We start from the raw sequence: 22,697 nt of genomic DNA, 5'->3' as shown, positions 1-22,697 counted from the left end.
GAGGTCAATAACCTTAATTTCATACATGACGAAAAACAGATGGGTCTCTGCAAGAACCATCTGTTTTTCTGTTATCTTTAAAGTCCACCAATCAGAAATTTTGTTAATTAACCTTGAAAATTCATGATAAAGCAGGAATTTTGGTAGCGTTTACCGAAATGTATTGTAGAATAAAATAGGTGGTCATACCACAAAAAGATTGAATTTAGACTAGGTGTTATCGTATCATATTAGTAGCTAGTCATAATGTTGGAAGGGGAGTACAAGACTGTGCTAAAAATACAAGAAATTAGAGAAATGATAAAATTAATTGACGAATCAACTATTCATGAATTTGAACTTGAACAAAATGGAACATCCATAAAGATGAAAAAAGTAAATGGTGCTGTACAAGTTGCGGAAAATCCTGCTCCAGTGCAAGTTTCTGCTCCAACAGCAGTGCCACAAACTACATCACAAGTAGCTCCAACTCAAGAGAAGTCGGTTGCAGCTTTAGAAAAAGTAGCAGTAGAACCTGTAAATGAAAAAGTAGAAAACTTACAGTATGTCACTTCGCCAATGGTTGGAACGTTCTATCAAGCATCATCACCAGACACACCACCATATGTACAAGCAGGATCTAAAGTAACAAAAGATTCCGTTGTTTGTATTGTCGAAGCTATGAAACTATTTAATGAAATTGAAGCGGAAGTAGAAGGAGAAATTGTGGAAGTATTAGTGAAAGATGGCCAACTAGTAGAGTATGGTCAACAATTATTCTCTGTTAGACCAATATAATAGGAAACTTAAACCGACTTACATAAGGAGGAGAACCAGTGATTAGAAAAGTATTAATTGCTAATCGTGGGGAAATCGCGGTTCGTATTATTCGTGCTTGTAGAGAGCTTGGAATAGAATCGGTAGCGGTATTTTCCGAAGCGGATCGAGATGCACTTCATGTACAGTTAGCAGATGAGGCGTATTGTATTGGACCTAAAGCCTCTAAAGACAGCTACCTAAACACGACAAATATTATTAGTGTTGCTAAATTAACAGATTGTGATGCAATCCACCCCGGTTATGGATTCTTAGCTGAGAATGCTGACTTTGCTGAGATTTGTCGCGATTGTAATATTACCTTTATAGGACCATCTCCAGAGGCAATTACCAAGATGGGGACAAAAGATATCGCTAGAGAAACAATGAAAGAAGCGGGAGTACCAATCGTTCCTGGTTCCACCGGATTAGTTCAAGATGTGGATGATGCCAAAAGAATTGCAGAAAGAATTGGCTACCCTGTCATTATTAAAGCCACAGCTGGTGGTGGAGGGAAAGGTATCCGTGTAGCAAGAACAGAAACGGAGCTTGAGAAGGGTATGAAAGTTACGCAACAAGAAGCGATGACTTCATTTGGTAATCCAGGTCTTTATTTAGAAAAATATATTGAGGATTTCCGACATGTAGAAATTCAAGTTTTAGCAGATAACTTCGGTAACGCTATTCACTTAGGTGAACGTGATTGTTCCATTCAACGTCGTCTTCAAAAGCTACTAGAAGAGACGCCATCTCCAGCTATTACCCCTAAAAAAAGAGCTGAAATGGGAGATGCAGCTGTAAAAGCAGCAAAAGCAGTTGCATATTCTGGTGCAGGAACGGTAGAATTTATATATGACCATCGTGAGTCTACATTTTATTTCATGGAGATGAACACACGTATCCAAGTGGAACATCCCGTAACAGAAATGGTTACTGGTGTAGATTTAATTAAGGAACAAATTCGTGTAGCCTCTAACATACCGCTAAGTATGAAGCAAGATGATGTTACCTTTACGGGTTGGTCAATTGAATGTAGAATAAACGCAGAGAACCCAGAGAAAAACTTTATGCCATCCGCTGGAAAGATCGATCTATATCTTCCTCCTGGTGGGTTAGGTGTGCGAGTGGATTCTGCGGCATATCCTGGGTATACTATTCCACCTTATTATGATTCTATGATTGCTAAAGTTATTACTTACGGTGATACTCGTGAAGAAGCAATTGCAAGAATGAAACGTGCTCTAGGGGAATTTGTTATTGAAGGTGTTCATACAACGATTCCTTTTCACTTGCGTTTATTAGAACATGAGGTATTTGTTGAGGGAGACTTTAATACGAAGTTCCTTGAAACATATGATGTGATGAAAAGTAATTAATGGGGGTGCCAAAATGGCAGAAACGAATCATGTACTAGATATCGGTCACGATAAAAATAGTCTTGGAAAAGTTGAAATTGCACCAGAGGTTATTGAAGTAATCGCTGGAATTGCAGCATCTGAGATTGAAGGAGTTGCGCAAATGCGCGGTAACTTTGCAGCTGGTGTTGTAGAAAGACTAGGTAAGAAAAATCATGGTAAAGGCGTTAAGGTAGAGCTTACAGAAGATGGGATTTCTATTGATGTATACTGTTCTATGATGTTTGGGGTTTCTATCCCGACTGTGGCGCAAAAAATTCAAGATAATGTTCGTCAAGCACTATCAAACATGACTGCACTTGAAGCTACAGAAGTTAACGTACATGTAGTTGGTGTTCAATTTGAAAACCAGAAGATAGAACCACAAGAAATCGATTCTATATAAGATAGAATGGTTCATAGAGGTTGGAGCAAAACGACATATGTTTTGCTCCAACCTCTTTATTGTTTAGTTAACTAGTTTATTAAATTGCGAACATTTTTCAGAAAAATGTAATTAAATTAGATGTTAATAAACCAATTTCCGTTTATTTCGTTAGAATTTCTGTGAATGTTTCGCCTTCTGTGTTATTATTTGATTTATAAAACTAACTTAGTGAACAAATACACGTAAAAGTAGGACTAAAAGGAGTTCATTTATGAAAAGAAGAGAAGCACGGACTAAAGCTTTACAAGTATTATTTCAGCTAGATGGAAGCGATTTGACAGTGAAAGAAGCTTTATCTCACGTCGTAGAAGATGAGCAAGTAGATACTTTTTTGTCTTCACTTGTGGAAGGTACTTGGGAAAATAAAGAAGAAATTGATCAAACAATCCAATCTAATCTAGAAAACTGGACAGTCAACAGATTAGCGAAGATTGATCGAAATGTCATTAGATTAGCTACGTACGAATTGAAGTTTCAAACAGAAACTCCAGATAAAGTAGTAATGAATGAAGCTGTTGAAATTGCGAAGACGTTTGGTGATGATCAATCTAGTAAGTTTGTGAATAGTGTATTAGCAAAAATACACCAAGGCTAAACAAAATTGGAGGGATATACCATGAAACCGACTATATTAGACGGACGAGAAGTATCTGCATCATTAAGAAGTTCATTGCAAGAAGAATGTAAAGAATTAGTTGAAAAAGGTCATCAACCTGGATTGGCAGTTGTGTTGGTTGGAAACAATCAAGCATCTAGAACATATGTCAATATGAAAAAGAAAGCAGCAGAGGCTTTAGGTTTTCATTTTGAACTAATTGAACTTCCAGAAGAAACGTCGGAAGTGGAACTTTTAACAATTGTAGAACAATATAATCGTTTGCAACATATTGATGGGATCTTGGTACAACTTCCTCTCCCAGAGCATATTCACGAACAAAGAGTCATTGAAGCAATTTCTCCCGATAAAGACGTTGATGGATTTCATCCTGTTAACGTAGGTAGATTATCTATTGGTTTACCGGGATTAAAGTCATGTACTCCCTATGGAATAATGAAGATGCTAGAGTACTATGGTGTTGATTTAGAAGGGAAGAACGCTGTGATAGTTGGTAGATCTAACATTGTTGGAAAACCAATGGCGCAACTTCTTCTTCAAGAAAATGCCACGGTTACCATTGCACACTCTCGTACGCAAAATCTTTCTGCAGTTACAAAACAGGCAGATGTACTAATATCAGCTGTTGGAGTAAAAGGGTTAATTACAAAGAATCACGTAAAACCTGGAGCTGTTGTTGTGGATGTTGGGATGAATCGAGATGAAGAAGGGAAGCTTTGTGGAGATGTCGAGTACAATGAACTTTTATCGTTAGTATCGGCTATTACCCCAGTTCCTGGTGGAGTAGGCCCAATGACGATTACCATGTTATTAAATAACACAATCGAAGCAGCGAGGCATCGGTTGTTAACGTCCGCTTATTCTTATACTTCTAGGTAATAGATAAGGTTGGACAAACACCAAGTAACTGCACAGGGATTTCCGCTCCAGGGGGACGCTTTCCGCGGGGCGGGCATCTGAGCCTCCTCGTCGTGGTCGCTGCGCTCTTGAACTGCACCCCAATTGTTGGACACACATTCCACAGTTGGAGGTGTGTTTTTTTGTCCCAATTTTCTAAAGAACAAAAGTTACTTGCTGTTTATCGATATCAAACTGAAAATGTAAGTTATCGCTCGTTATCCAAAGAACTAGGAATTGATCCTTCGGTCCTTCGACATTGGGTGGCATTAGTTCACTATCATGGAGATACTGCGTTTTCCTTTCCCTATACAAACTATTCTTCAGCCTTTAAACTAAAAGTAATTAAATCCGTTAAAGGCTTGGACTATTCTATTAGGAAAGCAGCTGCTATTTTTCAAATTCCTGATCCTTCTATGGTGCGTAAATGGATTAGGAAGTGGGAAAGTCAAGGATCCCAAGCCTTTCAAGAAGAAGTGAGGCTAGTAGACATGACCAAATCAAAAAATACCAAACAAGATAAACAATCAAATCCATCAATAGAAGAACTTCAAAAAGAACTGGATTATCTGAGAATGGAAAATGCTTATTTAAAAAAGTTGAAAGCCTTAGTTCAGGAAAAATCACCAAAGAAATGAAAGCCAAGGTAATATATGAACTAAGGCATGAATTCCCCGTTAAAGACCTAGTTAAAGTAGCTAGAATTTCAAGAAGCACTTACTATTTCATTGTGAAGTGTTGGCAAAGAAAAGATCCTGATCGAAAATGGAAACGACGCATTAAATTCATCTATAAAAAACATAAAGGTCGATTAGGATATAGACGAATTACAGACATTCTCCAAGAAAAGGGTCACTGTATAAACAAAAAGAAAGTCTATCGTATCATGGGTGATTTGGGGTTACGCTGTATAGTAAGAATGAAAAAATATCAATCGTACATCAGTGGGTTCGGAAAAGCTTCTGAAAACATATTAAATCGTAATTTCCATGCCTCAAAGCCCAATCAAAAATGGGTGACAGATATTACGGAATTTAAACTATTTGGACAGAAACTATATTTCTCACCTATATTAGATTTATTTAATGGTGAGATTATTTCCTATACCCTTCAAACAAGACCGACATACGATTTAGTAGAAAATATGATGCTCCAAGCCCTTACTCGTAAAAAAACAAGTGATGATTTATTAATTCACTCAGATCAGGGGTGGCATTATCGAATGCCCCAATATCGTCGATTATTGAAAGATCACAATATCACCCAAAGTATGTCTAGAAAAGGAAACTGTTACGATAACGCAGTTATAGAGAACTTCTTTGGGATATTTAAATCAGAATTTATACAGTTAGAACAATTTGAGAGTGTAGAGCACTTCATACATGAATTAGAAAATTACATTTTTTACTACAATAACTTAAGAATTAAATCTAAACTAAATAGAAAAAGCCCAGTTGCCTATAGAAGAAATTATGAGCAAGCAGCTTAAATAATCTGTGTCCAATTTCAGGGGGCAGTTCATCCTACCTCCTGTGGGGTCTCAGCTACCCACCTTTTCCGCAGGAGTCGCCCCCTTCCGCTCCAACCCCAAACTTTAGTAAAGTAATACATTATTTCTGCAGTTCTAAATTATTTTAATTGTTACACAGACTATAACAGGTGCATTCTTAAAGAATGCACCTGTTATTACTTTTTCTTGTGTTTACCCTTTCCACATAAGCGCAGCTTCCACTTTTGTTAAGTCACTGGTAACAACTCGATTCTGATCTAATGATATGGTCGCTACTTAACTGAGTATCATTACCTGAAGGGGTGTCTAGCTCTAGGTGCGCAACCGCTCAGGAAACTCCGAAAGCCCTGTGGTGGCTGAGGAGCTGCCTCATAGGTCTTCAGAAGTTTCCTGCCGCGGCTAAACGCGCGCCTTTCGCTTTTCTCTACATCCTATCACTTTCATTTACTAGGCAAAAAGGGTAAAATTGAAATAATTAAAAAGAAGAATTAGTAGAAAGGAGGTCGATGAGATGCAAACTACTTTTATTACCGTTCGTTCTTTAACAAAATACATCAAAAAGAAGTTTGACGTAGATCCTTATTTAAAGCGCGTTTGGGTAAAAGGGGAATTATCCAATGTGAAAATACATACTAGTGGACACATTTATTTTACATTAAAAGATGAACATGCTCGAATTTTAGCAGTGATGTTTTCTTCGGCAGCAAAAAACTTACCATTTAAACCGGAAAGTGGAATGAACGTTTTTGTAGAAGCGGATGTGTCTGTTTACGAACAAACTGGGCAATACCAGTTATATGTGCATGCAATGGAGCCAGACGGCAAAGGTGCTCTATATGTAGCATATGAACAACTAAAGCAAAAGCTAGAACAGGAAGGGTTATTCGCTACAGCGCGAAAAAGATCTATACCTGCTTATCCTGCAAAAGTTGGACTAATTACTTCAAAAACTGGCGCCGCAGTTCAAGATATGATGACTACACTTAAACGAAGGTATCCAATTGCGGAAGTTTTATTATTTCCTGCATTAGTTCAAGGAACACAAGCACCTTCTTCAATAGTGGAAGCTATTCAAAAAGCTAATATGGATCAAACGCTGGACGTATTACTGGTAGGTCGAGGTGGAGGATCTATTGAAGAACTATGGGCATTTAACGAAGAGATTGTAGCTAGAGCTATTGAGGAGTCCTCTATACCGGTCATATCAGCAGTAGGTCATGAAACGGATTTTACCATTGCTGATTTTGTAGCTGATTTAAGAGCTCCTACACCTACTGCTGCAGCTGAATTAGCCGTTCCTAATATACTAGATGTAGTAGCTACTGTCGAAACAAAGACGCAACAGATTCGTTTAGCTATGAAAAATTTAATGGAAAATCAAAAGACGAAGTTGAAAAGTATACAAAATAAGCCTGTTTTCACACGACCGGATTTAATGTTACGGTATCCTACAGAACGATTAAGTAGAGCAGAACAAGTACTGCAACAACTCCCTGTTCGTATACTAGAAAATAAGAAAATGAAAATGGAACATTTGACTTCACGCATGACTAATCAGCACCCTTTGAGCAGAGTGGAAAAACTTCAAAAAAACTTATCGTACCTCGATCAACAGTTGAATTATGGAATGAAGAAACATATGATACAGTCTACTCATTCCTTTAGTACTGTTTTAACAAAACTTGAAGGACTAAACCCTCTCGCAATTATGAACAGAGGTTATAGTGTTACATATAAAGAAGAAGATAATCTTATTAAATCCATTAGACAAGTGGAAGAAAATGATTCTATACATGTACGAATGGTTGATGGAACGCTCTATTGCACGGTGAATGGGAAGGAGGAAAAACCGCATGACAAAAACTAGAACGTTTGAAGAAACAATGCAAGAGTTAGAAGTGATTGTAAGAAAATTGGAAGAAGGAGATGTCCCTTTAGAAGAGGCATTGACCTATTATCAAAAAGGAATGGAACTTTCTAAGTGGTGCCATGAGAAGCTACAACATGTAGAAGAAGAAATGACAAAAGTAGTCACAGATTCTAAAACAGGGAAAAATGAGGAGTAATAATGGAAATTGCAAAAACGTTAGGTAAGTATATTCCACCTGTAGAACAAAGGATAATGGAATGGATTGATGGAGCTGCTGTTGCAGAAACCTTACATAAATCTATGCGTTATTCCATGGAGGCTGGTGGAAAAAGAATGCGTCCATCTTTATTATTAGCTACAATAGAGTCTCTTGGTGGTAACATTGATAAAGGATTAGACGCAGCCGCTGCCATTGAGATGGTACATACATATTCTTTAATTCATGATGATTTACCAAGTATGGATAATGATAGCCTTCGAAGAGGAAAGCCAACAAATCATGTTGTGTTTGGTGAAGCTACTGCAATCTTGGCTGGAGATGCATTATTGACGCTTGCATTCCAAGCAATTGCTCATTCCACTACACTGACGAATCAGCAAAAAGTTCATCTAATAGGCGATCTTTCCTCTCATGCTGGTTCAAAAGGCATGGTTGGTGGACAAATGCTGGATATGGAAGGGGAAAAACAATCGCTACCTTTGGAAAAATTACAGCAAGTGCATGAACTAAAAACAGGTAAACTACTTACCTTTAGTATTGTAGCTGGTGCCAAAATTGCAGAGGCAAGTGAAGACACTATTAAAAAATTAGAAAATTTCTCTTATCATTTAGGAATCGCTTTTCAGATTAAAGATGATATTCTTGATGTGGAAGGCCTAGAAGAAGTCATAGGAAAGTCTGTTGGAAAAGACCAGTCTACGGAAAAAAGTACATATCCCTCTTTGTTAACACTTCAAGGTGCAAAACAAAAACTACAATTCCACATTAGACAAGCGGCAGAGTTATTGGAAGATTACAGTGGTGATAATCAAGTTCTTTTACAATTAGTAGAGTGGGTAGAAAAGCGAGACCGATAAAGTAATGTAGCATGTAATTTACTTGTCTTATTTTTAGGGTACAAACATATACTGTTGATACTACTTGAAAGAAGGAAGCTATAAAAGACAGTTATGCTACCTATAAATGGTTGAGGAAATATAAAATATCGCTATAATGAAAGAAACTACATTACAAACAGGTAAAAAAGATTGTAAATTGCTAAATGAAAGTGAGTGATCCTAAATGGATCTTGAAAATATTAAAGACCCCAGCTTTTTGAAAGATTTGGGGATAGACGAGTTAGAAAAATTAAGTGAAGAAATTAGAAACTTTTTAATTGAAAAGTGTTCTGTTCATGGTGGTCATATTGGACCTAATTTAGGAGTTGTCGAACTTACTATTGCACTTCATAAGGTATTTAACAGTCCAAAAGATAAATTTTTGTGGGATGTTGGGCATCAATCCTATGTGCATAAAATTTTAACTGGCAGAGCGGATCAGTTTGATACCCTTAAACAATATAAGGGACTTTGTGGTTTCCCTAAAATGGTAGAAAGTGACCATGATGTTTGGGAAACTGGACATAGCTCTACTTCTTTATCAGGAGCAATGGGTATGGCAATTGCTCGTGATTTAAAAGAAGAGGACTCATATATAATTCCTATTATAGGTGATGGAGCATTAACAGGTGGAATGGCACTTGAAGCGTTAAATCATATTGGTCATGAACAAAAAACATGATTGTTATCTTAAATGATAATGAAATGTCCATTGCGCCAAATGTAGGTGCTTTGCATAATGTCCTAGGCAGACTTCGTTCAGCTGGAAAGTACCAATGGGTAAAGGATGAATTAGAGTATCTTATTAAGAAGGTTCCTGCGGTTGGAGGGAAATTAGCTTCTACTGCGGAGCGGTTAAAAGATAGTATGAAGTATTTCCTTGTATCTGGAATGTTCTTTGAAGATCTAGGATTCACGTATTTAGGTCCTGTCGATGGGCACTCGTATGACCAATTATTTGAGCAGCTCCAATATGCAAAAAAAATGGATGGCCCTGTTTTAATTCACGTCATTACGAAAAAAGGAAAAGGGTATCACCCAGCCGAGAGCGATACTGTAGGAACTTGGCATGGTACCGGTCCATACAAAATTGAAACAGGTGATTTAGTTAAGTCGAAGGCAAAAGGTCCTGGTTGGAGTCAACTAGTAAGTGACACGGCTCTTAGAATTGCTAAAGAAGATTCACGAGTTGTTGCTATTACACCAGCAATGCCTGTTGGGTCAAAGTTGGAAAAATTCGCAAAAGAGTTACCAGATCGTATGTATGACGTTGGTATTGCGGAACAGCATGCAGCTACACTAGCTGCTGGACTAGCGACGCAAGGTATGAAACCCTTCTTAGCAATATACTCTACTTTCCTACAAAGGGCCTATGATCAAGTGGTTCACGATATTTGTAGACAGAATTTAAATGTTTTTATAGGAATAGATCGTTCTGGTTTAGTTGGAGCTGACGGTGAAACACACCAAGGTGTTTTTGACATTTCTTTCTTACGTCATATTCCGAATATGGTTTTAATGATGCCGAAAGACGAAAATGAAGGTCAACATATGGTGAAAACAGCTTTATCTTATGATGATGGCCCAATTGCGATGAGGTTCCCACGTGGAAACGGCTATGGTATTCCAATGGATGATGACTTAGAAGAGATTCCAATTGGGACTTGGGAAGTGTTAAGAGAAGGATCTCATGCAGCTATCTTAACTTTTGGAACTACCATTCCTATGGCTCTAGAAGCAGCAGACAGACTAGAAAGTAAAGGCTTCTCTATAAAAGTAATCAATGCACGTTTTATTAAACCAATGGATGAAAATATGCTAAAAGAATTATTTGATTCCAAGATGCCAATTCTAACTATTGAAGAAGCAGTTCTACAAGGTGGATTTGGCTCTGGAGTAATGGAGAAGGCTCAAGAGTTAGGCTTCTTCGGTGCGATAGTTGATCGAATGGGTATTCCTGATTACTTCATTGAGCATGGAAGTGTGGATCAACTTCTAGAGGAAATTCACTTAACAACAAATGAAGCGGAAACTCGATTACTAAAATTAATATCAAGTAATTAATAAAGGACATACAAATGAAAGCAAAAAAACAACGTGTTGATATACTACTGGTTGAAAAAGGACTAGTAGAAACTAGAGAAAAAGCTAAAAGAGCCATTATGGCTGGTTTAGTTTTCAGTAATGAGACAAGATTAGATAAACCTGGTGAAAAAATTGAAGAGGACTCTCCATTGCGTGTAAAAGGAAACGTAATGCCTTATGTAAGCCGTGGAGGGTATAAGTTAGAAAAAGCTATAAAAGAATTTCATGTGAATGTACAGGATAAGGTTATGGTTGACATTGGTGCGTCCACAGGTGGTTTTACGGATTGCGCTTTACAGAATGGAGCAGCTTTTTCCTATGCTTTAGACGTTGGGTACAACCAACTTGCCTGGAAGCTTCGTCAAGATGAAAGAGTAAAAGTAATGGAAAGAACGAATTTTCGCTACGTTACTCCAGCGGACTTTGATCAAGGTTTACCATCCCTAGCTTCTATCGATGTTTCATTTATTTCCCTTCGATTAATTCTTCCTGTTTTGAGAACTATTTTAGTTCAAGATAGTGACGTGTTAATGTTGATTAAACCTCAATTTGAAGCGGGTAGAGAACAGGTAGGAAAAAAAGGAATTGTGCGTGATCCTAAAGTGCATGAAGAAGTACTGGACAGAATTATCTCTTTTTCCCTTAAGGAAGGGTTTGATTTAATAAATCTTTCGTACTCACCTATTACAGGTGGAGACGGTAACATTGAGTTCTTAGCACACCTTTCTTGGAAAGGTCTTGAAGGGCACACAGGTGTTAATCACCTACAACAAAGTTTTCGCACTGTAGTGGAAGAAGCCCATGAAGTATTAAAACAAAAATCAGACACGCCATGATGTGTCTGATTTTTTGTGTTGTACATTGCCATGTTAAAACATGCATCCATCACTACTAAATCAAATGGAGAAGAAGGGTATCTCTATACTTATATTAGGAAATAGTGTACTATAACTGTATACTTCAGTATAAATATACATATCCGATTGGAGACGTCTATGATTAATAAAGGACAACGCCATATAAAAATTCGAGAAATTATTTCTCAAAACGACATTGAAACACAGGACGAGCTAGTAGATTCTCTGAAAGCACAAGGATTTCAAATTACACAAGCTACAGTTTCACGTGACATAAAAGAATTGCACTTAGTAAAAGTGCCACTTGTAGATGGCAAATACAAATACAGCTTACCAGCAGATCAACGGTTTAATCCTTTACAGAAATTAAAGCGAACACTAATAGATGCATTCGTTAAAGTTGATGCAGCTGGACATATGCTAGTGTTAAAAACCTTACCAGGTAACGCAAATGCTGTTGGGGCATTAATTGATCATCTAGAATGGAATGAAATTCTTGGTACGATTTGTGGAGATGACACTTGTTTAATTATCTGTCGAACACCAGAGGATACGAAAACAATTACATCACGTCTTCTTGATCTACTTTAATTACTAAGAGGTGTTAGTGTGTTAACAGAATTAACAATTAAAAACTTTGCAATTATTACGGAACTCTCCGTACCTTTCCAAGAGGGTCTAACAGTCTTAACAGGTGAAACAGGTGCCGGGAAATCAATCATTATTGATGCTGTTCATCTTTTGGTAGGTGGAAGAGGTTCTACTGATTTTATTCGTCACGGAGAAGATAAAGCGGAATTAGAAGGTTTGTTCTTCGTTGATAGATCAAATCACCCAGTATATGAAAAGGCACAAGAGTTCGGTTTAACCATTGAAGATGGCATGATCGTCTTTAGACGTGACATTTATAAAAATGGAAAAAGTGTATGTAGAGTCAACGGGAAGCTTGTGACGATAGCCACTTTGAGAGAAGTTGGCGCAACGTTAATGGACATACATGGTCAACATGAAACACAGAGTTTATTACAGGAACATCAACATATTTCTTTGTTAGATCATTTTGCTAAAGATTCGTTAGAAATGACAATGACGCAATACCAAGAATTATACCGTTCTTATAAACAGGTGAAAAAAAGGTTAGATGAGATTTCCTCAAACGAACAACAAATTGCACACCGTATTGATTTACTTTCTTTCCAAGTGAATGAGATTCAACAAGCAGCACTAAAGACTGGGGAAGATGAAGAGTTACAAGAGGAACGAAAAAGGTTGTCTAATTTCGAGAAACTATATGAATCATTACAAAATAGTTATGAAATGCTAAAAGGTGAACAAAAAGGACTCGATTGGATCTCTATCGCATCCCGTGAAGTAGAGTTTGCAGCTAGCTTAGACTCCGAAATGGAGTCTGTGTCTGAGAATGTTCAGAACAGTTACTATGCATTGGAAGATGCAGCCTCTACTATTCGAAACATGTTAGATGGATTAGAGTTTCAACCCGAACGGTTAAATGAAATAGAACACAGATTAAATGAATTGAATCAACTAAAACGAAAATATGGATCAACAATAGCGGAAGTGATTCAATATGGGGAGGAAAAGTCTGTTGAACTAGATGAATTGCTAAATCGAGAAGGTACGGTGAATGATCTAGAAAAACAACTTAGCTCCATAGAAGAAGATTTAAAAATTGAAGCAAAAGCATTATCGGAAGAACGTACAGCAGCTGCTGTAACGTTAACAGAGCAAATCCATGATCAGTTACAACAATTGTACATGGAAAAAGCTCGTTTTCATGTAAATATCGCAACCAATGAAGGTGCGTACACGTCTTCTGGTATAGATGAAGTAACCTTTTTGATCTCCACTAACCAGGGAGAGCCTTTAAAGCCACTAGCTAAAATTGCCTCAGGTGGAGAGTTATCTAGAATCATGCTTGCATTAAAAACCATCTTCTCTCGTCACCAAGGTGTTACTTCCATTATTTTTGATGAAGTAGATACTGGCGTTTCAGGAAGAGTTGCTCAATCTATTGCGGAAAAAATTTATCAGGTAGCTGTTCACTCGCAAGTGTTATGTATATCCCATTTACCACAAGTTGCTGCATTAGCAGATACACACTTATTTATTTCCAAACGTACCGAGAATGGCCGGACATTCTCTTCAGTTCTTCCGTTATCAGAAACGGATAAAATTGATGAAATAGGTCGTATGATTTCTGGTATAGAAGTGACAGAATTAACAAGAAAGCATGCGAAAGAACTTGTTACACTTGCGAAAACAGTAAAAAAACAACCAAATAAAGTATAAAAATATAGTTCTGTTGCGAAATGCGATGGAACTTATTTTTAATTGGAAATGTTTAATCGTACTTATAATTTAGGCTGTTAAAGGTCAAATTAAACATGTAGCCAGTTAGCTAATAAGGTCTGAAGCGAGGAGAGTGTTTATGAGAAAAAAGGATCTTAGAAAAACGATCGGAATCATCCTCCTTGTTTCCCTACTTGCAATTGGTTTCTCAAAACCATTCCAATCCTATTTATCCATTCCTACGAATGTAACGATTTTTGAGGGGCAAACCCATCAATTAGTGGACGCGTTACCTGTATCCGCAACAGGTAGCGGTGGTAATCACTTATCGGTACTACAACAACCATCCTCTATTGCCATTGCTGGTGAATCAGTTGGAACAGAAGATTTAGTGTTAGACTTTGCAGGATTTCCTGTTAAGAAAGTAGACGTGCAAGTACTAAAAGATTTTAAGGTCATTCCTGGTGGACAATCCATCGGTGTTAAGTTAAACACATTAGGAGTATTGGTCGTTGGTCATCACTTAATACCTACAGTAGAAGGTAAACAATCTCCTGGAGAAATTGCTGGTATACAGATAGGTGATATGATAACGAAAATAAATGGCCAAACGATTACCTCAATGGCTGATGTAGGTAGCTTTGTTCAAAAAGCAGGTACAGAAAATGGTTCTATGGAACTTACTGTACAGCGAGATCAAAAGACATTTACTACCTCTTTAACACCACTGCAAGATCAAAACGACAATAATTATAAACTTGGATTGTATATCAGAGATTCTGCAGCAGGAATTGGTACGTTGACTTTTTATGAACCTACTAGCCACAAATATGGTGCACTAGGTCATGTTATTTCAGATATGGATACAAAAAAGCCAATAGTGGTACGTGATGGAGAAGTAGTACGTTCAACCGTGACAAGTATTGAAAAAGGGTTAAATGGTAACCCAGGAGAAAAGCTCGCACGATTTAAAGATGAACGTCATGTCGTTGGGAATATTTTTCGAAATAGCCCATATGGAATCTTTGGGGAACTTCACGAACAGCTGAGCAATGGGATTAATGATAAAGCATTACCGATTGCTTTATCTCATCAAGTAAAAGAAGGACCTGCGAAGATCTATACTGTAGTTGAGGGGGATAAAGTGGAGGAGTACGAAATTGAAATAGTAAGTACTATTCCGCAAAAGTTTCCTGCAACAAAAGGTATGGTCATTAAGATTACGGATCCAAAACTTTTAGAAGCTACAGGTGGAATCGTTCAAGGGATGAGTGGTAGCCCCATTATTCAAGATAATAAAGTAGTGGGTGCGGTAACACATGTATTTGTAAATGATCCAACTTCAGGTTATGGTGTTCATATTGAATGGATGCTACATGAAGCTGGAATCAATATATATGCTGATTAACTGCTGAACTGAGAGTACTCCTCTCAGTTTTTGTTATGTGAACGGTTATAATGCAAGAAGGGCACCTTAATTAAGTCTCTTACAAACCAATAACCGTTTTAGTAAGGCAATGGAAATCAATCCATTAGTCTAATTCTATACATACAACTTCATTAATGTTAATATTAGTAAATATTAATGATTTTTCGACAATCGCGCAAATCCCTATCGAACCAAGTCGAAAACAAGAGAATAATCGAGAAAACAAAAGAAATGATAAGAAATGATAAGATTTTTTAAAATAAAAGAGGAATTTATCTTGCATTGTCGAATTTGTTCTTTAGAATAAAAAGTAAGTCAAAATTTAGACGGACGTGTATCTGAGGAGGAAATTGGTTGTGAAAAAAATTAGTGTATGTATCGTGGATGATAACCGCGAATTAGTGTCTTTATTGGAAGAGTTTATATCATCTCAGCCAGATATGGAAGTGATCGGTACGGCTTTTAATGGGCAAGAGTGTATGAACCTTCTAGATGAATTACAACCTGACGTACTTGTTCTAGATATTATTATGCCTCATTTAGATGGCTTAGCAGTGCTTCAAAGGCTTCGGGAAAGAGAAAATAGCAAAATGCCTTATGTTATTATGTTAACAGCTTTTGGTCAAGAAGATGTAACGAAAAAAGCAGTTGATTTAGGAGCTTCTTATTTTATACTGAAACCTTTCGATATGGAGAATTTAGCGAGTCACATTCGAACTATTGGTGGGAATGTTTCTACTCAGACGAAAAAGCCATCATCATCAAGACTTCAATCTTCCTTTATCCAGTCAGAATCAAAGCCGAGAAATCTTGATTCAAGTATAACTAGCATTATTCATGAGATTGGCGTACCTGCCCATATCAAAGGTTACCTTTATTTAAGAGAAGCGATTTCTATGGTATATAATGATATTGAACTTTTAGGATCTATTACAAAAGTGTTATATCCAGACATAGCAAAAAAATATAACACGACAGCTAGCCGTGTAGAAAGAGCAATTCGTCATGCTATTGAAGTCGCATGGAGCCGTGGTAATATTGACAGTATTTCCTCCTTGTTTGGCTACACAGTTTCCATGACAAAAGCAAAACCAACAAATTCAGAATTTATCGCAATGGTGGCGGATAAATTACGTCTGGAACACAAAGCTTCTTGAAAGACGGAAGATAAGTAGAAAAAAAGTTACCGCTACAAAATAGTGGTAACTTTTTTATGTGAAGAATTAGTAATTTCCTTTGTTGCGTAATTCAGGTATTGCATAGTGTTCGATGTCTTCGAAGCTTAGTCCTTCTGCAACTGTCACCGTAGCATAATATCTAAGAAATAATTCCTCAATATTGTGTTGATCAACTGCACCGTGCTGATTTGCTAATTTTAATAGTTCGATGGTAACATCAAAAGCATTTTTCGAATAACTACTCATAAAAAACCTCCAAATATTAACTTTTTTTCAGTATATCATGTTATGGAATCGTTAACTCAACTTTTGCTGGAATAGGAAGGGTTTTTGACGATATAAGTAATAAGAGAAACGTTTGAAACTGCGAAAATTCATGTATATTTGTAGTAGGTAGAAAAGCAATTACTTACATTTTAGTTGGTGGGACGTGAGAAGATGGATGTATTAATGGAAAATGATTACTTTCAACTTTTAACAGATGAAATTAATGTATACATTTTAGTGAAACAGAGTGGTTTTCCGCTACTTCAACTAAATCATTCGCTAAAAGACCACCCAAGGATTTCGCTTACTAATTTTTTAGCGTTAAAAAAAGCGCTAGAGAAACCTTCTGAAGAATTTACATTAATTGGTGAATGGAAGTCGTTGGTAGATATAATGATAACATCTGATAAAATGAAAGCGTTTTTAACAGTGAATGTACCGGAAGAAGAATGGATAAAACGAGAATCAGAAATACAAAGTAAGATAAATTATATGATAGAAGAATACAACATAAGAACAGGAATTTCATCCCCAAATTTTAAAGAACTTAAAAAGCAACCGGATGGGTTGTTGTTAGCAGAAGGAGTAGCACCTATAAATGGAGAAGACGCAAAGATAGAATACAAGCCTCTTCCAGCTCGTACTCCTATGATAAAGGACGATGGGAATGCGGACTATTATGATCTACATTTTGTAGAAGAAGTCTTTAAAGGGGATTGGTTGGGAGAGAAGACACCATCTACTCCAGGAAAAAATGGAAATACAATATTTGGAGATGTATTACTTGCATTAAGTGGTGAAGATAAACCTCTTCTATATGATCCAGAAACTGTTCATGTTGTTAGTGAAGAGGGTAAATGGGTGTTAAGAGCACTTCAAGATGGGATCTTGGAAAGAAAAAACGGTCGTCTTTCTATTGGTAAACATTTACTTATAGATGGTGATGTTGGAATTGAAACTGGAAACATTGAATTTGATGGAACTGTAACGGTTAAAGGTACAGTTATGTCGGGTTATGCTATCAAAGCAACCAAAGACTTATCGATTTTAAGTGATTTAGGTGTAAGTAATGCGAAATCAATTATTACTGCTAAAGGAGATATCTTTATTAAAGGAGGCATTTTTGGTAAATCAGGTACAATCGTAGAATCCGGTAGACATATTTATTTAAAACATGCAAATGAGTGTCAACTTCATGCCAAAGGAGATATCTTTATTGGGAACTATGCCATTGGATGCGATTTGAATGCAACTAATGTTTTGGCTGATGAACGAAAAGGTTCTATTATTGGTGGGAAAATTGTTGCTGTTGGGAAGGTATGTGCCAGTTCAATAGGAAATAAATTAGAGAGAAAAACCTCCGTACATGTAAAAGGTTTTCAAAGGAAAATGGAAGAGGAAGCACTTAAAGTTGTATTATTAGAGTATAGAGAATTATTAATTGAGTTAGAGCAGGTAAAGAAGGAGGTACAAAGCTTTCCTACAGATACAAGCAAGTTAACGGAGGGAGAAAAAGTATCTCAAAAGAAGAAAAGGCAAGAGTTAAAAGACTTACAGCAAAAGTTGACACGAGTAGATGATAAGAGGAAGCATCATATGAATATGTTGTCCATTAAAGGAGAGGGGGAAGTTTCTGCGAAAGCGGGTATTTTTCCTCAAACATTGATTGAAATTGGACCACAACAAAAATATATCAGAACCTTAACTAAGGGCACCTACTACTTGTTAGACCGACAGCTGCGTTTTGAATAGGAGGATCACATATGACGTTAATTTTCGCGCATCGAGGTGCAGCAGGAACTTACCCGGAAAATACCATGTTGGCATTTGAAAAAGCACTAGAAGTTGGTGCTGATGGGATAGAATTAGATGTGCAGCTTTCTGCAGACGGTGAAGTGGTTGTGATCCACGATGAAACAATTGATCGCACCACAAATGGTAGTGGGGAAGTGAGAAATTTTACTTTACAAGAACTACAATCTTTTCAGGCTAGTTACACATTTAACGTAGGAAATAGATTTACCCCTATTCCAACTCTTAGAGAAGTCTTTCAATTTTTAACTACTAATCGTCTTGTGTGCAATATTGAATTGAAAAATAGTGTGGTTGAATATTTTGGACTAGATAGAAAGGTTTTTGAGTTAATTCAAGAGTTTGGATTAAGCGACAGAGTCATTATTTCTTCTTTTCATCATCGCTCACTTATGCATATGAAACAGTTTGCACCACAATTGGAGTACTCACCTCTTTATGGAGAGCCTTTGTTTCAACCATGGGATTATGTCAGAATGATGGGATTATCAAGTGTTCATCCTGCTTATCGAACGCTAGACACTTTCACTGTGCAAAAATTTGCAGAAAACAATATTGCTATCAGATGTTATACGGTGAATGCAAAAAAGAGAATAAAACAAGCGCTAATTTGGGGAGTAGAAGCAATTTTTACAGACTACCCAGAAAGAGCAATAACGCTAAAAAAAGAGGTCGACTAAGTCGACCTCTTTTTTCTATAAATTCTAGTGTAGGTAGTGTCTTCCTTAATCATAGATGACTTCCCTTTAACTTATGCATTGGGTGACTTAAAACGCTCTTGCACTTTATTTTGTTTGCGGTCACGATGTAAGATGAATCCTGCAACAAAAGCTAATCCAAGGATGAAAAATAACAATCCTGCTAAAAATTGCATCCATAAAGCAGGAAATGGTGGTGTTAGTATTTGGAAAGCCATATCTCTCATTAGTTTAATTCCGTAGACAGCCAATATTGCTGGGATAACAAGTATGATAAGGGCGATGATTCTAGTCATAAAAAATCTCCTCTTATGTAAGCCTTTACGTTTATCTTAATAGAAGAAATTAATTTGTCAAGAATACGAAAATCGTGTACACTTACACTATGAAAAGATTTGCATATTAAAAGAATTTAATGTGTACATAGGAGGAAAGATGTTGCATAATGTATTAGTGATTGGTGCGGGTAAAGGTGGAGTAGCCGTTATCAACATGCTTTCTCAGCTAGACATGTATCACATCGTTGGTGTAGTGGATCAAAATGAACAAGCACCAGGAATCCACTTGGCAAAACAATTATCCATCCCAACTTCGAAAAAATGGAAAGATATCTACACAAAAGATGTGCAGATTATTTTTGATGTAACGGGAAATCTGGAATTTAAAAAAGAGTTAGAGAATAGCGCACATTCCAATACCCAATTAATTTCTGGAACAATTGCTCATTTGGTTTCAAGGTTATTGAAAGAAAAAGAGCAATTGATTGAAGAATTGGAAAATACCTCATATAAACAAGAATTAATTTTTAATGCGACTAATGACGGTATGATTGTAGTGGATCCTGATGGAGTTATTACATTTATCAATGAGAGTGCAGAGCGCATGACTGGCTTATCTAGACACGTACATATAGGTATGCTAGTGTCTAATGCTATCTCTACTTCACAATTGATGAGGATATTAGAAACAAAGCGAACAGAAGTTAATCAACGCCTAGTACTGCCAAATGGAAGGCACATTATTACGACAAGAATTCCAATCATTTCTGAAGACGATCAAATGCTTGGTGCATTTGCCGTTTTTAAAGATGTCACGGAAATTGTTCATTTAGCTGAAGAACTAACAGATTTAAAAGATGTTCATTCCATGTTGGAAGCGATTATTCACTCTAGTGATGAAGCGATTTCAGTAGTAGATGAACATGGGACAGGATTAATGGTGAATCCTGCATACTCAAGGATTACTGGACTTTCTAAAGAGGAGATAATTGGCAAGGGAGCACAAGCTGATATCTATGAAGGAGAAAGTGTCCACCTGCAGGTTCTGAATACAAGAAAGCCAGTTCGTGGTGTTCGAATGAAAGTTGGGCCAAATAGAAAAGAAGTTATTGTTAATGTTGCTCCAATAATTGTTAATGGGAAACTAAAGGGCAGTGTTGGAGTTATTCACGATGTCAGTGAAATAAAAGCGTTAACCGAAGAACTTTCTAGAGCTCGTAAAATGATTCGAAGTTTAGAAGAAACCTACACTTTTGAGGACATTATCGCTGTTTCTGAAGAAATGAGCTTAGTAGTGGAACAAGCGAGAGTGGCAGCTAAGACACCAGCTGCTGTATTACTTCGAGGTGATTCGGGCACAGGTAAAGAATTATTGGCACATGCGATCCATTATGAAAGTGACCGAAAGTATAATAAATTTGTTCGAGTGCACTGTGGGTCATTCTCTAAAAACATGGCTGAGCAAGAATTATTTGGCTTTGAAGGAGAAGAAGACGCAGGTTTTCGTAAGTTTGTGAAAAGAGGCTTCTTTGAAGAGGCTCATGGAGGCACGATTTTCCTAGATGAAATCGCTGATTTGCCACTAACTGCTCAAACAAAATTACTTCGCGTATTACAAGATAAAGAACTTTGGAGAATTGGTGGAAAAGAACCTATACCTATTCAAGTGAGGGTAATTGCTGCATCTGCAAAAAATCTAGAGAAGGAAATGGCCAGAGGCACCTTCCGTGAAGATTTGTATTACCGATTAAATCGAATGCCGATACAGCTACCACCATTAAAAAGAAGAAAAGAAGATATTCCGACTCTCAGTCAAACTTTTATTGATCGAATAAATACGGACTTTGGAAGATCTGTTAAAGGTATTGATGAAGAGGCGATGAAACGATTAATGGAATATGATTGGCCAGGGAACATTCGTGAGTTAGAAAACGTATTGTCTCGAGCTTTAATATTTATGGACTTCCATAAACATTGGATGACGGCTGATGATCTTCCCAGCTTAACTTCATGGCGTAACAACTCTATCTCCTTTACAGATCAAGAAGAATCATCCATGGGATTAGTAGAGAAACTAGAACATGTTGAAAAGACAATTATTCAAGAAGCAATTCAAGCTTGTGGTGGAAACAAGACAGCAGCTGCAAAGAGGCTACAAATTTCTGTGCGAAATTTATACTATAAGTTAGAAAAGTATGAAATAGAAGAAATGGAAGTGGAATAGGGGGTGTAGAAATGTCTTTAGAACATTTTCGTCAAAGGGCAAGGTCTCAATCAACTGCGATTGTAGCAGTTGCCGACGCAGCGGACTTAGAGGTATTAGAGTCCGTTCAAATGGCAGTGAGAGAAGGACTAGCCTCATTTTTACTTTTTGGAAATGAGTCCAAAATGGTTCATTTAGCAAAACAGTCATTTCCAGAATTGTTATCTACAGATGCCGTAACATTTGTACCGACACAGTCGGCAACAGATGCTGCCACAAAAGCAGTTCAATCCGTTTCTTCAGGTGAAGCTACAGTGTTAATGAAAGGGCACGTACCTACAGCTACGCTATTAAAGGCTGTGTTGAATAAAGAATGGGGATTACGAACTGGTGCTGTTCTTTCACATGTCGCAGCGTTTGAAGTGGATGGCTTCGAAAGGTTAATTTGGGTAACAGATGCTGCAATGAATATTGCACCAGATCTTACGCAAAAAGCGCAAATTATTCAAAATTCCATCTCCATTGCGACTAGCGTTGGTATTAACAAACCGAAAGTAGCAGTATTAACTGCTGTAGAAGTTGTCAATCCTTCCATGCAAGCTACATTAGATGCAGCTGCCTTGGTACAAATGGCAAGTAGAGGCCAAATAAAAGGCGCATCGGTTGATGGTCCACTTGCATTAGACAATGCCATCTCTATTACTGCTGCAGAACACAAAGGCATAAAAGGGGAAGTAGCAGGTAATGCCGATATATTGATGGTTCCTACTATTGAAGCAGGAAATGTCTTATATAAATCTTTAGTATATTTCGCAAATGCAAAAGTTGGAGCGGTGATCGCAGGAGCGAAGGCTCCAATTGTATTAACATCAAGAGCGGACTCTGCTGAAAGTAAACTATATTCTTTAGCTCTAGCAATTTGCACAACATCAAATTAATTTTAGGAGGAACC

Annotated in this window: 20 protein-coding genes and 1 pseudogene; 19 read left to right on the top strand and 2 right to left on the bottom strand. The window is 37.1% G+C overall.

Annotated elements, in window-relative coordinates; genetic code table 11:
- Positions 1-270 precede the first annotated feature (270 nt).
- From accB to spo0A, 15 genes and pseudogenes are all read left to right on the top strand, one after another.
- Positions 271-777 carry an acetyl-CoA carboxylase biotin carboxyl carrier protein gene (gene accB / locus G8O30_RS07570; protein ID WP_239674364.1) on the top strand — a complete coding sequence of 169 codons (507 nt, stop codon included), beginning with the start codon at positions 271-273 and terminating at the stop codon, positions 775-777.
- A gap of 38 nt (positions 778-815) precedes the next feature.
- The gene (accC, locus tag G8O30_RS07565; RefSeq protein ID WP_239674363.1) at positions 816-2,171 is read left to right on the top strand and encodes an acetyl-CoA carboxylase biotin carboxylase subunit; all 1,356 of its coding nucleotides are present in this window, start codon (positions 816-818) and stop codon (positions 2,169-2,171) included.
- A gap of 13 nt (positions 2,172-2,184) precedes the next feature.
- Positions 2,185-2,595 (top strand): Asp23/Gls24 family envelope stress response protein, encoded by a 411-nt coding sequence (locus tag G8O30_RS07560; protein WP_239674362.1) that lies wholly within the window; start codon positions 2,185-2,187, stop codon positions 2,593-2,595.
- 253 nt (positions 2,596-2,848) lie between these two features.
- Positions 2,849-3,232: a transcription antitermination factor NusB gene (gene nusB, locus G8O30_RS07555; protein WP_239674361.1), complete on the top strand. Its 384-nt coding sequence runs from the start codon at positions 2,849-2,851 to the stop codon at positions 3,230-3,232.
- Between the two features lie 21 nt (positions 3,233-3,253).
- A complete protein-coding gene (gene folD, locus G8O30_RS07550; protein ID WP_239674360.1) occupies positions 3,254-4,132 on the top strand; it encodes a bifunctional methylenetetrahydrofolate dehydrogenase/methenyltetrahydrofolate cyclohydrolase FolD in 879 nt (292 codons plus the stop codon).
- A gap of 161 nt (positions 4,133-4,293) precedes the next feature.
- Positions 4,294-5,639, top strand: a protein-coding gene (locus G8O30_RS07545; RefSeq protein ID WP_239674359.1) for an IS3 family transposase whose coding sequence is annotated in 2 segments (ribosomal slippage) — positions 4,294-4,756 and positions 4,756-5,639 — 1,347 coding nt in all. Because the reading frame shifts where the segments join, the coding sequence is not laid out codon by codon here.
- Between the two features lie 532 nt (positions 5,640-6,171).
- Complete coding sequence (gene xseA, locus G8O30_RS07540) at positions 6,172-7,527, top strand: exodeoxyribonuclease VII large subunit (protein ID WP_239674358.1); 1,356 nt, start codon at positions 6,172-6,174, stop codon at positions 7,525-7,527.
- Positions 7,514-7,726, top strand: coding sequence for an exodeoxyribonuclease VII small subunit (gene xseB, locus G8O30_RS07535; protein ID WP_239674357.1), 213 nt, complete (start codon positions 7,514-7,516; stop codon positions 7,724-7,726). Before xseA ends, xseB begins: the two co-directional genes overlap by 14 nt.
- 2 nt (positions 7,727-7,728) lie before the next feature.
- Positions 7,729-8,607 carry a polyprenyl synthetase family protein gene (locus G8O30_RS07530; RefSeq protein WP_239674356.1) on the top strand — a complete coding sequence of 293 codons (879 nt, stop codon included), beginning with the start codon at positions 7,729-7,731 and terminating at the stop codon, positions 8,605-8,607.
- 205 nt (positions 8,608-8,812) lie between these two features.
- Positions 8,813-10,692, top strand: a pseudogene (gene dxs, locus G8O30_RS07525) (1-deoxy-D-xylulose-5-phosphate synthase).
- 14 nt (positions 10,693-10,706) lie between these two features.
- On the top strand, positions 10,707-11,549 hold the full coding sequence (locus G8O30_RS07520) for a TlyA family RNA methyltransferase (protein ID WP_239674355.1): 843 nt from the start codon (positions 10,707-10,709) through the stop codon (positions 11,547-11,549).
- Between the two features lie 162 nt (positions 11,550-11,711).
- Positions 11,712-12,161, top strand: coding sequence for a transcriptional regulator AhrC/ArgR (gene ahrC, locus G8O30_RS07515; RefSeq protein ID WP_239674518.1), 450 nt, complete (start codon positions 11,712-11,714; stop codon positions 12,159-12,161).
- A gap of 18 nt (positions 12,162-12,179) precedes the next feature.
- Positions 12,180-13,880 (top strand): DNA repair protein RecN, encoded by a 1,701-nt coding sequence (gene recN / locus G8O30_RS07510; RefSeq protein ID WP_239674354.1) that lies wholly within the window; start codon positions 12,180-12,182, stop codon positions 13,878-13,880.
- Positions 13,881-14,019: 139 nt separating this feature from the next.
- Complete coding sequence (spoIVB, locus tag G8O30_RS07505) at positions 14,020-15,288, top strand: SpoIVB peptidase (protein WP_239674353.1); 1,269 nt, start codon at positions 14,020-14,022, stop codon at positions 15,286-15,288.
- 377 nt (positions 15,289-15,665) lie between these two features.
- Positions 15,666-16,466, top strand: coding sequence for a sporulation transcription factor Spo0A (gene spo0A / locus G8O30_RS07500; RefSeq protein ID WP_239674352.1), 801 nt, complete (start codon positions 15,666-15,668; stop codon positions 16,464-16,466).
- Positions 16,467-16,532: 66 nt separating this feature from the next.
- Here spo0A and G8O30_RS07495 read toward each other — a convergent pair whose 3' ends face one another.
- Positions 16,533-16,733, bottom strand: coding sequence for a hypothetical protein (locus G8O30_RS07495; RefSeq protein ID WP_239674351.1), 201 nt, complete (start codon positions 16,731-16,733; stop codon positions 16,533-16,535).
- 192 nt (positions 16,734-16,925) lie between these two features.
- On the opposite strand from G8O30_RS07495, the gene G8O30_RS07490 reads away from it, so the two are divergent.
- Complete coding sequence (locus G8O30_RS07490) at positions 16,926-18,506, top strand: FapA family protein (RefSeq protein ID WP_239674350.1); 1,581 nt, start codon at positions 16,926-16,928, stop codon at positions 18,504-18,506.
- An 11-nt stretch (positions 18,507-18,517) separates the two neighbouring features.
- Positions 18,518-19,246, top strand: a complete 729-nt coding sequence (locus G8O30_RS07485) for a glycerophosphodiester phosphodiesterase (protein ID WP_239674349.1) — start codon at positions 18,518-18,520, stop codon at positions 19,244-19,246.
- A gap of 71 nt (positions 19,247-19,317) precedes the next feature.
- Here G8O30_RS07485 and G8O30_RS07480 read toward each other — a convergent pair whose 3' ends face one another.
- A complete protein-coding gene (locus G8O30_RS07480) occupies positions 19,318-19,560 on the bottom strand; it encodes a DUF2627 domain-containing protein (protein ID WP_239674348.1) in 243 nt (80 codons plus the stop codon).
- Between the two features lie 139 nt (positions 19,561-19,699).
- On the opposite strand from G8O30_RS07480, the gene G8O30_RS07475 reads away from it, so the two are divergent.
- Together G8O30_RS07475 and yqiS are read left to right on the top strand one after the other, a co-directional pair.
- Complete coding sequence (locus G8O30_RS07475) at positions 19,700-21,766, top strand: sigma-54 interaction domain-containing protein (protein WP_239674347.1); 2,067 nt, start codon at positions 19,700-19,702, stop codon at positions 21,764-21,766.
- An 11-nt stretch (positions 21,767-21,777) separates the two neighbouring features.
- Positions 21,778-22,683, top strand: coding sequence for a phosphate butyryltransferase (yqiS, locus tag G8O30_RS07470; protein ID WP_239674346.1), 906 nt, complete (start codon positions 21,778-21,780; stop codon positions 22,681-22,683).
- Positions 22,684-22,697: the final 14 nt, after the last annotated feature.

The organism is Mangrovibacillus cuniculi (genome assembly GCF_015482585.1).
GTDB classification, from domain to species: Bacteria; Bacillota; Bacilli; order Bacillales; family R1DC41; genus Mangrovibacillus; species Mangrovibacillus cuniculi.
The sequence above is the reverse complement of the archived record's forward strand: the minus strand, read 5'-3'. Positions and strand labels throughout refer to the sequence as shown.

What these genes read in the sequence shown, in the direction of transcription:
- G8O30_RS07560 (WP_239674362.1), top strand. Translation starts at nt 2,185, where the DNA reads ATGGCAGAAACGAATCATGTACTAGATATCGGTCACGATAAAAATAGT.
- nusB (WP_239674361.1), top strand. Translation starts at nt 2,849, where the DNA reads ATGAAAAGAAGAGAAGCACGGACTAAAGCTTTACAAGTATTATTTCAG.
- folD (WP_239674360.1), top strand. Translation starts at nt 3,254, where the DNA reads ATGAAACCGACTATATTAGACGGACGAGAAGTATCTGCATCATTAAGA.
- xseA (WP_239674358.1), top strand. Translation starts at nt 6,172, where the DNA reads ATGCAAACTACTTTTATTACCGTTCGTTCTTTAACAAAATACATCAAA.
- xseB (WP_239674357.1), top strand. Translation starts at nt 7,514, where the DNA reads ATGACAAAAACTAGAACGTTTGAAGAAACAATGCAAGAGTTAGAAGTG.
- G8O30_RS07530 (WP_239674356.1), top strand. Translation starts at nt 7,729, where the DNA reads ATGGAAATTGCAAAAACGTTAGGTAAGTATATTCCACCTGTAGAACAA.
- G8O30_RS07520 (WP_239674355.1), top strand. Translation starts at nt 10,707, where the DNA reads ATGAAAGCAAAAAAACAACGTGTTGATATACTACTGGTTGAAAAAGGA.
- spoIVB (WP_239674353.1), top strand. Translation starts at nt 14,020, where the DNA reads ATGAGAAAAAAGGATCTTAGAAAAACGATCGGAATCATCCTCCTTGTT.
- G8O30_RS07495 (WP_239674351.1), bottom strand. Translation starts at nt 16,733, where the DNA reads ATGAGTAGTTATTCGAAAAATGCTTTTGATGTTACCATCGAACTATTA.
- G8O30_RS07490 (WP_239674350.1), top strand. Translation starts at nt 16,926, where the DNA reads ATGGATGTATTAATGGAAAATGATTACTTTCAACTTTTAACAGATGAA.
- G8O30_RS07485 (WP_239674349.1), top strand. Translation starts at nt 18,518, where the DNA reads ATGACGTTAATTTTCGCGCATCGAGGTGCAGCAGGAACTTACCCGGAA.
- G8O30_RS07480 (WP_239674348.1), bottom strand. Translation starts at nt 19,560, where the DNA reads ATGACTAGAATCATCGCCCTTATCATACTTGTTATCCCAGCAATATTG.
- G8O30_RS07475 (WP_239674347.1), top strand. Translation starts at nt 19,700, where the DNA reads ATGTTGCATAATGTATTAGTGATTGGTGCGGGTAAAGGTGGAGTAGCC.
- yqiS (WP_239674346.1), top strand. Translation starts at nt 21,778, where the DNA reads ATGTCTTTAGAACATTTTCGTCAAAGGGCAAGGTCTCAATCAACTGCG.